Here is a 14,878-nt window from a genome sequence, read left to right as displayed (position 1 = left end):
CAATTTGACCACAATCTTAATAAATTGTGATTTTTAAACAACTTAACCTTTATTTAATAATACCAATTTTAAATTTTTTAATTTAATTCATAAAACTTACATTTGCTCAAAACAATTTACAATGGCAGGAAATAGCTACGGCACACTATATAAAGTTACTACATTTGGCGAATCGCATGGAGAAGCTTTAGGTGGAATTATTGACGGTTGTCCGTCAGGAATAGAACTTGATTTAGAAGCAATTGAGGTTGAAATGTCACGAAGAAAACCGGGACAATCTGCCATCGTAACCCAAAGAAAAGAGCCGGATGCGGTTCAGTTTTTATCAGGAATATTTGAAGGAAAAACTACCGGAACCCCAATAGGTTTTATTATCCCGAATACCAATCAAAAATCAGACGATTACTCTCATATAAAAGACAACTACAGACCAAGCCACGCTGATTATGTATACGATCAAAAGTACGGTTTTCGTGATTATCGCGGAGGCGGAAGAAGCTCGGCGCGCGAAACAGCAAGCAGAGTAGTTGCAGGTGCAATTGCTAAGCAAATGTTACCGGAAATTAAAATTAATGCGTACGTTTCATCTGTTGGACCAATTCATTTAGATACACCGTATCAGGATTTGGATTTTTCGAAAATAGAAAGCAATCCTGTTCGCTGTCCTGACGAAAAATCAGCAGCAATAATGGAAGAATATATTCGTGATATTCGCAAACAGGGCGATACCGTTGGCGGAGTGGTTTCATGTGTAATTCAAAATGTTCCGGTTGGTTTAGGCGAGCCTGTTTTTGATAAATTACATGCTGAATTAGGAAAAGCAATGCTTTCTATAAATGCCGTAAAAGGTTTTGAATACGGAAGCGGATTTTCAGGTTCTGAAATGAAAGGAAGTGAACACAACGATTTATACAATCCTGACGGAACTACAAAAACAAATCTTTCAGGTGGAATTCAGGGCGGAATTAGCAACGGAATGGATATTTATTTCAGGGTAGCTTTTAAACCGGTTGCCACTATTATGCAAACTCAGGATTCATTAGATAATAAAGGAAATATTACACCAATGACCGGTAAAGGCCGTCATGATCCATGTGTAGTACCTCGTGCAGTGCCAATTGTTGAAGCAATGGCAGCGATTGTTTTGGCTGATTTTTACTTAATCAACAAAACATATTAATAAAAGTTAAGACAGTGAGGGTCTTAATATTTTAATCTAAAAAAACAAATTAATGCAAATTACAGAAACTAAAAAAAAATCATTTCTTTCAGGATTAACAGGGCAAATTATAATTGCGATGATTCTTGGGGCAACGCTGGGAATTATTATTCATAATTCAATTTCACAGGAGGCAGCAGTATCCTTTAGTAATAAAATAAAAATGCTTGCAACTATCTTTATCAGATTAGTGCAAATGATTATTGCTCCTTTAGTTTTTACCACTTTAGTAGTTGGAATTGCTAAACTGGGAGATATAAAAACAGTGGGAAGAGTTGGAGGAAAAGCACTTGGCTGGTTTTTCACAGCTTCTTTTATATCCTTATTGATTGGTTTGTTTTATGTAAATCTTTTAGAACCGGGAGTAGGTTTAAAATTACAGCATGTAGATATGGCATCAGCATCTGAGGTTACAGCTAAAACAAAAATATTATCTGTAGAAAATTTTGTTGAACATATTGTTCCTAAAAGTATTTTTGAAGCAATGGCAACCAACGAAATTTTACAAATAGTAATATTTTCTATCTTTTTTGGATTAGCAGCGGCTTCATTAGGAAGTACGGTAAAACCGATTATAAATGCTTTTGATAAATTTTCGCATATTATTTTAAAAATGGTAAACTATGTAATGAACTTTGCTCCAATTGGAGTTTTTGGTGCTATTGCAGGAGTTTTTGCTATTAGAGATGCGGAAGAATTAATAATTACCTATTTTAAATTTTTCGGATCATTTTTAGTCGGAATCAGCACATTGTGGGTTGTCCTGATTGTGGTGGGTTATATTTTCTTAAAAGGAAGAATGACAGAATTATTAAAACGAATTATCGGACCATTGGCAATTGCGTTTGGAACAACAAGCAGTGAAGCTGTTTTTCCTAAATTAACAGAAGAATTAGAAGATTTTGGTGTAAAAAGCAAAATTGTGGCATTCATGCTGCCGTTAGGATATTCGTTTAACCTTGATGGAAGTATGATGTACATGACTTTTGCCAGTATTTTTATCGCCCAGTTTTATGGTGTACATCTGGATTTAGGAACACAAATGGCAATGCTTTTGGTATTAATGTTAACGAGTAAAGGTATTGCCGGTGTACCAAGAGCGAGTTTGGTTATCGTTGCGGCTACCTGTGGTATGTTTAAAATTCCTATAGAAGGAATTGCATTGATATTGCCAATTGACCATTTTTGCGATATGTTTAGAAGTGCCACAAATGTTTTAGGAAACGCTTTGGCAACCTCAGTTGTAGGTCAGTGGGAAAGTGATAAAGAATCAGATATTGTTTCTGAAAACTAAAAAGTTTATTTCGTAAAGAAAAACGTTGTCGTTTTTATACAAATCTATAAAATAAGAAAAAAGCTGTATTTTTAATTGAAATACAGCTTTTTTTTATTTTTAAACGTATATTTGATCAAATTAGCCTATTTATGCCCCGAATACGCATTTTTTTAACCTTGCTATTAATTCTGATTTGCTCTGACAATTCAGCAATTGCGCAGTCTGAAGTTATCTCAGAAAGCAAGATTAATAAGCTTGTAAAACAAGCCTGGTTTGACTATAAAGACTCCAATTTCGAAAAATCCCTAATTACTTCGCGTGTAGCACTTAATTATGCTACAGCAATAAAAAATGATTATTTAATAGCGCGTTCCTATAAAATAATTGCCGGAAATTACAGCGAATTATCAGAGTTTGATAAAGCAATTTTCTTTTATAATAAAAGTTTGTTTTATGCCAATAAAACCAACAACGATTCTATCAAATACAGCCTTTATAATAACTTGGGAAACATATATTGTTTTGAAAGAAAACAATTTGATAAAGGAATCCGGTATTATAAAAAGTCAATTGCGTATGGCTTAAAAATTAACGACCTTAATCAGGTTTACTTTACAAACGTAAATATAGCATGGGCGAATTTTGATTACGGAAATTTTAAAGAAGGATATCCGTATTTGAAATACATTGATGCTAATAAGAAAAAGTACGGAGATAAATCTACAGAAGTAGTTGTAAACATGCTTAACGGTATGTATGCAAGCTATAAAGCAGATAATGATAACGCAAATGACTATTTTATAAAAGCAATTGAAGCCGGTAAAACCAGTGAAGAAAAATCAGATTTATCATATGCTCATTTAGAATATTCTAAGTTTTTAACCAAAATTAAAAACTACGAAGAAGCCTATAAAAATCTTTCGGCATTTAATAAAATTACCGAAGAACTGTATAATGAAGAAAAACTCAAAAAAGCTTCAATTGCAGGTTTTAATCTCGAATTAGACGAATACAAAAGGCAAATCGATAAAATAGAAAACGAAAAAATATCGCAATATCAGAGTTTAAAAAAATCGAGAATTATTGTAATTCTCTTTATCATAATCTCCTTCATTCTGCTTTTGCTGATTATTACGCTGATCAAAAACATCCGATACAAGAAAAAACACAATTTAGAGCTTTTACAGGCAAAAGAAATTGCAGAAGAAGCTTCATTGCTTAAAACGCAATTTATTTCGACCATAAGCCACGAATTGCGCACACCTTTGTATGGTGTTGTGGGAATAACGAATATGCTGCTCGAAGAACATAAAGAATTGTCGAATAGCCAGCATTTAAGTTCTTTAAAATTCTCTGCCAGATATTTATTGTCTTTGGTAAATGATATACTTCAAATCAATAAAATAGAAGAAAATAAAGTGGTATTAGAAAACCTGACCTTTAATATTTCTGATGAAATTGCCATGATCAAGAATTCACTTTCTTTTTTATCACAAAAAAATAATAATAAAATATCAGTTTTTATAGATTCAAATATTCCGGAATATTTAATTGGAGACAAATTACGATTAGCCCAGATTCTTATGAATTTAGTGAGTAATGCCTTGAAATTTACTAAAGATGGTGAAGTCGAAATTATTGTAAACCTTAAAAAAACAGAAGGAAAATATTATTATTTAGAGTTTCATATAAAAGATAACGGAGTAGGAATCGCTATTGTAGATCAGAGCAAAATTTTTGAAAAATTTGTTCAGGTTGGAAGAAAAGATGAAGATTACCAGGGAACAGGATTAGGTTTAAGTATTGTAAAAAGACTTTTAGGACTTTTTGGAACGACGATACTTTTGCAAAGTGATCTTGGCGAAGGAACCGCTTTTTCATTTACAATTCCGTTTGAATGTGATCCCGCCAAAACAAAAGTTATCATTGATGAAATTCAGGTTGATTTAACGGCGCATGAAATATATAAAATTTTAGTTGTCGAGGATAATCTTATCAATCAATTGGTTACAAGAAAAATTATCGAAAAAAATAATTATATCTGTAAAGTTGTTGACGATGGTTTTGGAGCTTTGCAAATACTCGAAAATGAAGGATTTGACCTTATTTTAATGGATATTAATATGCCATTAATGAATGGATTTGAAACCACAAAAAGAATTCGTCAGTTGGGCATTAAAACGCCTATTGTAGCTTTGACCGCTTTTGATAAGGATGAAATTACAGATGAAGCCATTTCATCAGGCATGAATGATATTATCATTAAACCTTTTGAACCTGTAAAACTGTTTAAAATTATGAATTATCTAATATACGAAACCAAAAACGTAGGATGTTAAAACACGAATTTCACGAATTATCACGAATTAGTACTTTGTAAAATTTAATTTCACAAAATATTTAACTACTAGAATTTGTGATAATTAGTGAAATTCGTGTTTATTTTTTAAACCTAATACCAGCGTTTCTTGTTTTGTTTAGAAGCGTTTGATTTTCTTGATTTATGAGCACCACCGCTGCGGTTTGAATTTTTAGGTTTTTCTGCCGTTGCTGCTGCTTCCGGACTCCCTGAATGCCATTGATACGGATGATCTGTAATTATTTTCACATCGACTTTTATCAATTTCTGAATGTCTTTCCAATACTGGTGTTCATCTTTACTACAAAACGAAATTGCAATTCCGCCATTTCCTGCACGACCGGTTCTACCAATTCGGTGAACGTATGTTTCAGGAATATTAGGTAAATCAAAATTAATTACAAAAGGCAATTGGTCAATATCAATTCCTCTTGCAGCAATATCTGTAGCAACAAGAACTCCAACTTCTTTGTTTTTAAAAGCATCCAAAACACGTTGTCTTGCATTTTGCGATTTATCACCATGAATGGCTTCGGCGGGAATATCTTTTTTACGAAGTGCTTTTACAACATTATCAGCGCCGTGTTTCGTTCTCGAAAAAACCAATACGTTTGATAAATCTTCGTTTTTTATTAAATGATAAAGTAAATTTCTTTTCTCTGTTTTTTCAACAAAATAGACACGTTGTTCTACATTTTCGGCAGTTGAAGAAACCGGCGAAACTTCTACTTTTGCAGGATCCTGCAAAAACATTTCAGCCAATTCTCTAATCGCAATCGGCATTGTGGCAGAGAACAATAAAGTCTGACGGTTTTTAGGCGTAAGTTTTACAATCTTTTTTACATCATTAATAAAACCCATGTCAAGCATTTGGTCTGCTTCATCAAGAACCAAAGTGTGCAAATGATCAAGATCAAGAAAACCCTGTTTGTGTAAATCTAATAATCGTCCCGGAGTTGCAACTAAAATATCAACACCATTTTTTAAGGTATCAACTTGTGGATTTTGAGAAACCCCGCCAAAAATAGTCAACTGTACAAGATTGGTATATTTTGCATAAGTGTCAAAACTTTGCCCAATCTGAACGGCAAGTTCACGTGTTGGCGTAACTATAAGCGCACGAATTTGTTTTGTTTTTTTTGATGAACCTACAATTCGGTGTAATTGATGTATAATTGGAATAGCAAATGCTGCTGTTTTTCCTGTTCCTGTTTGTGCACAGCCAATAAGGTCTCTTCCTGCCAAAACTATCGGAATAGATTGCTCCTGAATAGGTGTTGGGTTTAAATAGCCTTCTTCAAATACGGCTTTTTGTATACTTTTGGAAAGTGATAAATCTTCAAATAACATATCTTAGGTATTAAGAAATTTAGTTTTAAGTACTAAAATTCAGTGCAAAGATAGGTTTATTCAGCCAATCGTTTATTTGAATTGAGGTTTATTTGGCAAATGACCTGTTTTAGGGACATTTCTTAATTTATCTGAATTATATTTTTTCGTTGTTGGCTTTAATAAAATCAGTGATTAAATAACCAATTAGTTTTCCAATTAAATGATTATTTGGTGATTGGTCTAAATCAGGCGCGCCTTCGCAAATGTGTAAATAAGCAGCATTTCTGTTCTGTCCGAAAAACGAAACAAACTGACGTAATTCTTCTATCGAAAACCCGCTGATTGTCATGGCACTGCTGGCAATATTAGGAATCGCATCCAAATCTATTTCAATACCAAACGAATCTGTTTTTATAAATTCCAGAGCCAAAGCCATTTCTCTGTCAAAATCTTTTTCTTTACGAATATTGACACTGTCGTACGTATTATAGCGAACACGATCTTCTAGTTTTTTAATAATATCAAGAACGCTTTTTGAAGTATAATTTTCGTGTAATCCAAAAATGAAATATTTTTTCAGGAAACCTTCTTCGTAAGCATATGAGAAACCATTTCCGCTATGACGACCTTCAAGGATTCTAAAATCAGAATGCGCATCAAAATTAATTGCATTTATTGGTTTTCCATTGGCTAAAGCCGAACCTTTAATATTTCCGTATGCATTATTATGGCCTCCGCCAATGATAATTGGAATTTTTCCTGCTTTGACGATCGTAAAAATAATATGAGAAACTTCTTTATCGATTTTTTCAACCAGCTGACTTAATTTTGAACGATCATCAATGTCGTTAAAATCAAGATTTTCAACATCGCGCATTTCTTCCGAAACATTAATCTGCCCTAAAACAATAATCTGGCTGCCTTTTGCAAAACGATTATGCTGTATGTTTGCAATGCTTTTTATGGCACTTTCCCATGCTGATGCTGCGCCTGGTCTGCCGTAATTAGCACGCACACCAATATCTTCCGGAATTCCCAAGAGTACATATTTAGCTTCGCTTTCTTTTAGAAATTCGATTTTATCAACTCCTTTCGGAATGATAATCATCTTTTCTCCAAACTTAATTTCACCACTTCTGTGGTTTGTAACTTTGGCTAAATCGTTAATAGTAAAAGGGATTAGTTTCTCCATAAAAAAAATATTGCTCAAAAATAATATAATTGTAGTAACTTACGTTATTAAGATATATTAATTATTAAATTTGTTTTTAAGAAAATTATTAAAATATGGAAAACCCAAAGAACAACAACTCAAGTCTAAAGGCTGTAATAGCAGTTTTAGCAGTCCTACTAATTGGAAGTTTAGTGTATATTTTTAAATTATCGTCTGATACAGATGTAGTTAAAACTGAACTGACAACAACCCTAACAGAGAAAGAATCTGTTATGAAAGATTTGCAAGAATTAAAAGCAACTTACGATGCAGCAATTGCAGAAAACACTTCAATGTCTGATGAATTAATTCAGGAAAGAGACAAAGTAGTAGCTTTGATGGATGATTTAAATAAATCTAAAGGAGATGTATCTAAATACAGAAATCAAGTAGTAGGTATGCAGGCTAAAATGAAAACATTAGTTGCTGAAAACGATGAATTGAAAAAGCAAAATGGTGTTTTAACAGTTCAAAGAGACAGTACTATTGTAGTTTTAGGAGAATCTAAGAAATTCAATGAAGTTTTAGTTGGTCAAAATGAAGAATTGGCTAAAACAGTTGAAAAGGGTTCTAAATTATCAATTTTAAACACAAAAACTGCAGCTTACAAATTGAAAAGCTCAGGAAAACAAATTGAAACTGATAAAGCAAGCCGTGCTGATGTATTAAAAGTAAGTTTTACAATTGCTGAAAATCAAATTGCAAAATCTGGAGATAAAACGTATTATATTCAAGTTATTGACGCTAAAAACAATGTTTTAGGTGACAAGAAAACAGAAAGTTTTGGAGATAATACTCTAACTTATAGCTTTAAGAAAACAATACAATACGAAAACAAAACGGTACAGGTTTCTGAAGATTTACCTGGTAAAGACTTCGCTAAAGGAACTTATTTTATCAATGTATTTGATAATGACGAATTGGTTTCTAAAACTAGTTTTTCTTTGAGATAAGAATTATTACTTAAAGTAAAATAAAAGGTCTGTGAAGAAATTCACAGACCTTTTTTTATTATGTTATTTTTAAATGATAGTTATTAGTTTTCTAACATTTCGCCCTCTGCAAAAACGCTTTCAATTAAATTACTGCCAAATGCGTATGGAATCTGATAATAAGACGAAACAGGTTTTGTGAGGATCAAATTGGCTTTTTTTCCTATTGTGATACTTCCGTGAGTTTCAGAAATTCCCATTGCGTACGCACCGTTTATAGTGGCAGCATTAATAGCTTCTTCAGGCGTCATTTTCATTTTTATACAAGCCGTTGCAACAACAAAATTCATATTTCCGGATGGAGTAGAGCCGGGGTTAAAATCTGTTGCCAAAGCAATTGGTAAACCTGCTTTTATCATTTCTCTGGCAGGAGTATACGGAATACTCAGGAAATAAGAACACGATGGCAAAGCAACAGGCATTGTTTCTGTACCTTTTAAAGCTTCAATATCTGCCGGATTCATGATTTCAAGATGATCGACAGAAAGGGCTTTAAATTTAATTCCCGCCTGGATTCCGCCAATAGAATTAAACTGATTCACATGAATTTTTGGCTTTAAGCCGAATTGAATTCCGGCTTCCATAATTTTCTCCGTTTCTTCGACAGAAAAATATCCGGTTTCGCAAAAAACATCGATATAATCTGCCAGTTTATTTTGTGCAATTTCCGGCAGCATTTTGGTTATAATTTCATCAATATAACCCGCTTTGTTTTCTTTGTAATGTAATGGAAATGCGTGAGCGCCTAAAAAAGTGGCTTTTATAGAAACAGGATAATTTTCTGCCAGTTTTTTTATAACGCGAAGCATTTTAAGTTCGCCTTCGATGGTAAGCCCGTAACCGGATTTTATTTCTACAGCGCCCGTTCCCAATCGCATTACTTCTTCAAGACGAACTTTTGACTGCTCATAAATTTCATCTTCGGAAGTTTCGTTTAATTTTTTTGCCGAATTCAGAATTCCGCCGCCGCGATTGGCAATTTCTTCGTATGAAAATCCGTTAATTCGATCAACAAATTCCTGTTCGCGATTTCCGGCATACACAATATGCGTGTGACTGTCACACCACGATGGCAAAACGATTTTTCCGGTTGCGTCTATAATTTTATCAGCTTTGATTTCAGGAAGATTTTCCATAGCACCAAAATCAGCAATAAGATTATCTTTTATCACTAAAAAAGCATTTTTAATGGTAGGAAGAATAGCCATTTCAGCACCCGAAACTTTAGAAACCGAAGTTTCACGAACCTGAAGTAATTCTTTTATGTTTGTAATAAGAGTAATCATTATTATTAGTTTAGTGTATTAAAAACAAATTTACTTCGTCAGTTCGCCCTACGGTCTCGTGTCACAAATTAGCACCAATGAGTTCGTGAAAATCTGTGAAATTTGTTTTTATAATTTATTTTTAATCTTTATTCCGAAACTGTGATTTCGAACATTTTTTCCCAATATTTACCAGTTACAAATATTGTTTTTGTTGCAGGATTATAAGCGATTCCGTTTAAAACTTCTGCTTCCGGATGTTTGATAAATTTACGTAAACCAGACATATCCAGGATTCCTTCAACTGAGCCGGATGTTGTATTTACAACTGCAATTGCATCTTTTTGCCAAACATTAGCATAAATTTTTCCGTTAATGTATTCCAGTTCATTAAGAACTTTAATTTTTGAAGTTCCTGAATAAACATTGATATAATCAATCATTTTTTGTGTTTCAGGATCCATTTTCCAGATTTTTTCAGTTCCGTCAGAACGATAAATATATTTATCATCGTGTGTCATTCCCCAACCTTCAATTTCTTTATCGTATGTAAATTTCTTTTCCAGTTTAAAGGTTTTGGCATCGTAAATAAAACCTGTTTTTTCCTGCCACGTTAATTGAAATAATTTTCCGTTGATGAAAGTAATTCCTTCACCAAAATATTCTTTTGGAAGATCAACTTGTTTAATCACTTTTCCGGTTTTATAATCGACAGATCTAAAATATGAATCTGCTTTTTGACCCGTACTTTCAAATAAAACGCCGTCATGAAATTCTAAACCTTCTGTAAAGGCTTTTGTATCGTGCGGATACGTATTTACGATTTTATATTTTAATAATTTTGGTTCAACGTTTGAAACTAATTCAATTCGTTTTGTCGCATCTGACGAATCTCCGCCAAAATAAACCGTTGCTTTTAGGTATTGATATCCTAGTTTTTGATCTTTTAATTCAAATTTAAATTTCTCATTTCCTTTCTTGCTTCCCACTTTTTTGTCATTTACAAAGTAAGCAATGCTATCAATTTCTTTCGAATTTGGGTTTAAAATTCCGACAGAAACGGATTCCTGAGACTGAAAATGTGCCGGAAATGCCGAATCATCGATATTAAATAAAGAATTTTCACCTTTTTTTGTATCTCCACATCCGATTAATGTTATTCCTAATAAAATGACAGTTAGGAAGTTATATTTTTTCATAGTTTAAAATTTGAATGAGCCAATATACGACGATATTTTTATAGCAACAAAGCTCTTGCAAAAATATAAAAAGATTGTATATTTGCACCGGCAAGTCCTACACGACCAGCTCCTGCAGACTCCCCCAGGATGGGAACATAGCAAGGGTACGTGGTTGAGCGGTGCGATGTAGGTCGCTTGCCATTTTTTAGTTTATATGTCCTGAAATATTTCAGGATTTTTTTTTTAGAATTAATTTAAAAGTAGTCTTCCTTATGGAGGATTTTTTTATTTTTGGACCTGTCGAAAGTTAGAAGTTATATGTAAAAGGTGAAAAGTTTTACCTGCAACATCTGGTTCTACGTATAGACAATCACATTTAACCTATAACCTATAACCTATAACATTTAACACCTAACCTACAAATGAATAAAGTCGTTTTAATTACCGGAGGATCATCAGGAATAGGAAAATCTATTGGAGAATTTCTACATCAAAAAGGTTTCGTAGTTTATGGAACAAGCAGAAATCCAGAAAAGGTTTTAAATTCTGTTTTTCCACTTGTGGCCTTAGATGTTCGAAATACTGAATCAATTAAATCGGCTGTAGCCAAAATTATTCAGACTTCGGGTCGATTGGATATTGTAATTAATAACGCCGGAGTTGGAATTACCGGACCTTTGGAAGAAATTCCAACAGAAGAAATCAAAAACAACTTCGAAACCAATTTTTTTGGTCCTATAGAAGTCATGAAAGCTGTTTTACCGCAAATGCGTGAACAAAAATCAGGTTTGATCATAAATATAACGTCAATTGCAGGTTATATGGGATTGCCTTACAGAAGCGTTTATTCAGCATCAAAAGGAGCTTTAGAATTAATTACTGAGGCTTTGCGAATGGAAGTAAAGTCTTTTGGAATTGAAATTACAAATGTAGCTCCGGGCGATTTCGCAACCAATATTGCTTCGGGACGTTATCACGCACCGGTTATTCCTGGTTCTGCTTACGAAAAAGTATATGGCGATATTCTTGCCACAATGAACGAACATGTCGATGCAGGAAGTAATCCGAATGAAATGGCAGAGGCAGTTTATAAAATTATTCAGCAAAAAAAGCCAAACGTACATTATAAAGTGGGCGTTTTTATGCAAAAGTTTTCTATTGTTTTAAAACGTGCGCTTCCGGATAAAATGTATGAAAAAATGCTAATGAATCACTATAAACTATAGAATCTGACTGGGGCAATTTTTGAAATTATGCTATTGGAATAAATATTTCAAATTTTGCTCCCTGATTTAAAATTCCTTCGGCTTTAATAAAACCATCGTGATTTTCTACAATTCGTTTGACGATCGTAAGTCCGATTCCTGTACTTTTTAAAGGTTTTGTGTGTAACGCCTGAAAGAGACCAAATATCTTTTCGTTGTACGATTGGTCAAATCCAATACCATTGTCTGAAATCGTTAACTTATAATATTTAGTAAGCGGCGTCAGTTTTTCCAGTTCTCCGTTTGTAATTTCGGCTGAAATTGTAATGACTAAATTTCGTTCAGGACTTGCAAATTTTAATGAATTATTGATCAGATTATAAAGTAATTGCCTGAATTGAAATTCTATTACAGAGAGTTTGCCTAATTCCTTAATATCAAAAACGGCATTTTTATTTTCGTACTCATCAGTAAGATCTTCAATAACATCTTTCGCAATTGTGTTTAAGTCTTTTATTTCGAACTTTCTATCGTCAAATTTTGTTTTGGAATAGATTAGAAGATCATTGATTAAATTTTGCATTCTAAAAGCTGAATTTTTAATTTTATGAAATGCAGCTTTACCTTTTTCAGATAAGTTAACGGCTTCTTCGCGTTCAATGGTATCAGTAAAAAGCTGAATTTTACGCAAAGGTTCCTGTAGATCGTGACTTGAAATATAATTGAAAGCTTCGAGTTCGCTATTCATTTTTTCCAGAGAAATATTCTTTTCAATAAGTTTTTTTTCAGCTGCTAATTTTTGTTTTTCGGCTTTTTGTTTTTCAACTTCTGTTTTTGCGAGAAGATTATTTTTTTCTAATAAGATTGTTTTATTTTCGGTTGCCTGCTCAATAGTGCTAATATGAAAAGAGATTAAATCAGCAAATAAATTGAACATTTCGCTAATTTTAAACTCTTTCAGGCTGTTTGGTTTAGGGTCGATAGCGCATAATGTGCCAAAGAAACTTCCGTCCTGACGCATAATTGGAACAGAAATATAGCTTTGAAGACCGTACATTTTGGGCGTATGGTGATCACGAAATTCATCGTCTTCACTAACATTATCAATTATTACGGCTTTTCTGTCTCGCCTAATTTCATGACAAATCGTTGTTTTTACTTCTAATTCGTCTCCGGGTTTTAAACCAAATGCAACATTATCCAGAACGCTGCAAGTTATCCAGCGATCTTCTGTAACTCTTGCTACCGCTGCAAAACCCATTCCGGTGGTTTGGCATATTACATTGAGCAGGGTTGGAACTATCGCTATATTTTGGATATTGGTGATGTCTTGTTGAAAATTTTCTTCTAGCACTTGGGACGTATTTAATGCCTTAAAATTACGACTTTTTTAATTAAGGTTTTACAGCGATGATTGCTGAAATTTAGAATTATTTTTAAGATTTTAATTCTGGAAAAATTATAAGTTGTAATTTTGCACCGAAATTTGCGAACGCGACCAAAAAAGAATCAACACAATTAAATTTAAATATATTATGAAATTTTTTATTGACACAGCTAATTTAGCTCAAATTAAAGAAGCACAGGCTTTAGGTGTTTTGGATGGTGTAACGACTAACCCATCTTTGATGGCGAAGGAAGGTATTACAGGAAAAAACAACATCCTGAAACATTATGTTGACATTTGCAATCTTGTAGAAGGCGATGTAAGTGCTGAAGTAAATGCGTTGGATTATGATGGAATGATTAAAGAAGGTGAAGAATTAGCTGAATTGCATGATCAAATCGTAGTTAAATTGCCAATGACTAAAGAGGGAGTTATGGCTGCGAAATATTTTTCTGATAAAGGAATCAAAACAAATGTAACGCTTGTGTTTTCTGTTGGTCAGGCTCTTTTGGCTGCAAAAGCGGGTGCTACTTATGTTTCTCCATTTATTGGTCGTTTAGACGATGTTTCGACTGATGGTTTAAATTTAATTGAAGAAATTAGATTAGTATATGATAATTATGGTTACGAAACTCAAATTTTAGCAGCTTCTGTACGTCATACAATGCATATTGTAAACTGTGCTAAAATTGGTGCTGATGTTATGACTGGACCTCTTTCTGCAATCTACGGTTTGTTGAAACACCCGTTAACTGATATTGGATTAGCTCAGTTTGTTGCTGATTTTGAGAAAGGTAATAAATAAGCTTCTTTAAAATAAATATTTAAAATCGCCATTTTTGTAAGAAAGATGGCGATTTTTTTTATCTTTATATGTCTCAAAAACAACGATATATGAAAAAAGCTATTTTGTTTTTTGCGTTTTTAGCAATCAATATTACTGTAAATGCACAAGCTAAAGTTTTGACAAGTGTGAGCGAAGCCGGTGATGTTGCCACTTATGAATTAGACTGTACCGTAAAATTTCAGACTTTGGCAAAAGGATTACGTTATAATATTACACGCCACGAATTCAAAGGTCCTGAAATGAAAAATTCTTATCGATTATTATTGGTAATGGATGGGTTTTATTCGAATACATTAAATAGTACGATGACAATATCGGCTGTTTTAAGCGACGGGACTGTTATCGATGCCAAAAAAACAATTGAAGATGACGGTTATTTTGATGGCGCCTGCACACTAAAAATTAAAGACCCAAAAGCACTTTTAAAGGCTGATATTGATAAAGTTATTGTACATGCGGATAAAGATGTTGTCTATAAACTATCAGAACAAAATAAGGCAATTTTTAAGAAGAATTTGAACAATATTATTAATGCGAAATAGCAAATAAAATAATAAATAATAAACCTGTCAGGTTTGCTGAGGATAAAAAAAAATTCCAAA

At 33.1% G+C, this 14,878-nt stretch carries 12 protein-coding genes and 1 other RNA gene; 8 read left to right on the top strand and 5 right to left on the bottom strand.

All coding sequences use genetic code 11. The features are described from left to right. Window positions 1–121 precede the first annotated feature (121 nt). The 3 genes from aroC (at window position 122) to OLM54_RS09245 (ending at window position 4,834) form a co-directional block, all read left to right on the top strand. A complete protein-coding gene (aroC, locus tag OLM54_RS09255; protein WP_029273121.1) occupies window positions 122–1,180 on the top strand; it encodes a chorismate synthase in 1,059 nt (352 codons plus the stop codon). A 52-nt stretch (window positions 1,181–1,232) separates the two neighbouring features. After that, window positions 1,233–2,513: a dicarboxylate/amino acid:cation symporter gene (locus OLM54_RS09250; protein WP_264538297.1), complete on the top strand. Its 1,281-nt coding sequence runs from the start codon at window positions 1,233–1,235 to the stop codon at window positions 2,511–2,513. 131 nt (window positions 2,514–2,644) lie between these two features. Beyond that, entirely contained in the window at window positions 2,645–4,834 is a 2,190-nt protein-coding gene (locus tag OLM54_RS09245) for a response regulator (protein ID WP_264538296.1), read from the top strand. Between the two features lie 113 nt (window positions 4,835–4,947). On the opposite strand, the gene OLM54_RS09240 is transcribed toward OLM54_RS09245, so the two are convergent. After that, window positions 4,948–6,204, bottom strand: coding sequence for a DEAD/DEAH box helicase (locus tag OLM54_RS09240; RefSeq protein ID WP_264538295.1), 1,257 nt, complete (start codon window positions 6,202–6,204; stop codon window positions 4,948–4,950). A 136-nt stretch (window positions 6,205–6,340) separates the two neighbouring features. Continuing rightward, complete coding sequence (locus tag OLM54_RS09235) at window positions 6,341–7,378, bottom strand: formimidoylglutamase (protein ID WP_264538294.1); 1,038 nt, start codon at window positions 7,376–7,378, stop codon at window positions 6,341–6,343. Between the two features lie 95 nt (window positions 7,379–7,473). On the opposite strand from OLM54_RS09235, the gene OLM54_RS09230 reads away from it, so the two are divergent. Continuing rightward, on the top strand, window positions 7,474–8,352 hold the full coding sequence (locus OLM54_RS09230) for a hypothetical protein (protein ID WP_264538293.1): 879 nt from the start codon (window positions 7,474–7,476) through the stop codon (window positions 8,350–8,352). Between the two features lie 83 nt (window positions 8,353–8,435). Here the strand turns inward: OLM54_RS09230 and hutI are convergent, their stop codons facing one another. Further along, window positions 8,436–9,677 (bottom strand): imidazolonepropionase, encoded by a 1,242-nt coding sequence (gene hutI / locus OLM54_RS09225; protein WP_264538292.1) that lies wholly within the window; start codon window positions 9,675–9,677, stop codon window positions 8,436–8,438. A gap of 128 nt (window positions 9,678–9,805) precedes the next feature. After that, window positions 9,806–10,855, bottom strand: coding sequence for a glutaminyl-peptide cyclotransferase (locus OLM54_RS09220; protein ID WP_264538291.1), 1,050 nt, complete (start codon window positions 10,853–10,855; stop codon window positions 9,806–9,808). 88 nt (window positions 10,856–10,943) lie between these two features. Here OLM54_RS09220 and ffs point away from each other — a divergent pair. Together ffs and OLM54_RS09210 are read left to right on the top strand one after the other, a co-directional pair. After that, window positions 10,944–11,041: signal recognition particle sRNA small type (gene ffs, locus OLM54_RS09215), an RNA gene on the top strand. A 218-nt stretch (window positions 11,042–11,259) separates the two neighbouring features. Beyond that, window positions 11,260–12,063: an SDR family oxidoreductase gene (locus OLM54_RS09210; protein WP_264538290.1), complete on the top strand. Its 804-nt coding sequence runs from the start codon at window positions 11,260–11,262 to the stop codon at window positions 12,061–12,063. 25 nt (window positions 12,064–12,088) lie between these two features. Here the strand turns inward: OLM54_RS09210 and OLM54_RS09205 are convergent, their stop codons facing one another. Next, window positions 12,089–13,396, bottom strand: a complete 1,308-nt coding sequence (locus OLM54_RS09205) for an ATP-binding protein (RefSeq protein WP_264538289.1) — start codon at window positions 13,394–13,396, stop codon at window positions 12,089–12,091. Window positions 13,397–13,577: 181 nt separating this feature from the next. On the opposite strand from OLM54_RS09205, the gene fsa reads away from it, so the two are divergent. Both fsa and OLM54_RS09195 read left to right on the top strand, forming a co-directional pair. Further along, window positions 13,578–14,234 carry a fructose-6-phosphate aldolase gene (gene fsa / locus OLM54_RS09200; RefSeq protein ID WP_042565033.1) on the top strand — a complete coding sequence of 219 codons (657 nt, stop codon included), beginning with the start codon at window positions 13,578–13,580 and terminating at the stop codon, window positions 14,232–14,234. Between the two features lie 89 nt (window positions 14,235–14,323). Next, window positions 14,324–14,818 (top strand): hypothetical protein, encoded by a 495-nt coding sequence (locus OLM54_RS09195; protein ID WP_264538288.1) that lies wholly within the window; start codon window positions 14,324–14,326, stop codon window positions 14,816–14,818. Window positions 14,819–14,878 lie beyond the last annotated feature (60 nt).

It is taken from the genome of Flavobacterium sp. N1736 (assembly GCF_025947065.1).
GTDB lineage: Bacteria > Bacteroidota > Bacteroidia > Flavobacteriales > Flavobacteriaceae > Flavobacterium.
Note: the sequence above shows the minus strand (reverse complement) of the source record. Positions and strands in the feature narration are given on the sequence as shown.

What these genes read in the sequence shown, in the direction of transcription:
- aroC (WP_029273121.1), top strand. Translation starts at nt 122, where the DNA reads ATGGCAGGAAATAGCTACGGCACACTATATAAAGTTACTACATTTGGC.
- OLM54_RS09250 (WP_264538297.1), top strand. Translation starts at nt 1,233, where the DNA reads ATGCAAATTACAGAAACTAAAAAAAAATCATTTCTTTCAGGATTAACA.
- OLM54_RS09245 (WP_264538296.1), top strand. Translation starts at nt 2,645, where the DNA reads ATGCCCCGAATACGCATTTTTTTAACCTTGCTATTAATTCTGATTTGC.
- OLM54_RS09240 (WP_264538295.1), bottom strand. Translation starts at nt 6,204, where the DNA reads ATGTTATTTGAAGATTTATCACTTTCCAAAAGTATACAAAAAGCCGTA.
- OLM54_RS09235 (WP_264538294.1), bottom strand. Translation starts at nt 7,378, where the DNA reads ATGGAGAAACTAATCCCTTTTACTATTAACGATTTAGCCAAAGTTACA.
- OLM54_RS09230 (WP_264538293.1), top strand. Translation starts at nt 7,474, where the DNA reads ATGGAAAACCCAAAGAACAACAACTCAAGTCTAAAGGCTGTAATAGCA.
- hutI (WP_264538292.1), bottom strand. Translation starts at nt 9,677, where the DNA reads ATGATTACTCTTATTACAAACATAAAAGAATTACTTCAGGTTCGTGAA.
- OLM54_RS09220 (WP_264538291.1), bottom strand. Translation starts at nt 10,855, where the DNA reads ATGAAAAAATATAACTTCCTAACTGTCATTTTATTAGGAATAACATTA.
- OLM54_RS09210 (WP_264538290.1), top strand. Translation starts at nt 11,260, where the DNA reads ATGAATAAAGTCGTTTTAATTACCGGAGGATCATCAGGAATAGGAAAA.
- fsa (WP_042565033.1), top strand. Translation starts at nt 13,578, where the DNA reads ATGAAATTTTTTATTGACACAGCTAATTTAGCTCAAATTAAAGAAGCA.
- OLM54_RS09195 (WP_264538288.1), top strand. Translation starts at nt 14,324, where the DNA reads ATGAAAAAAGCTATTTTGTTTTTTGCGTTTTTAGCAATCAATATTACT.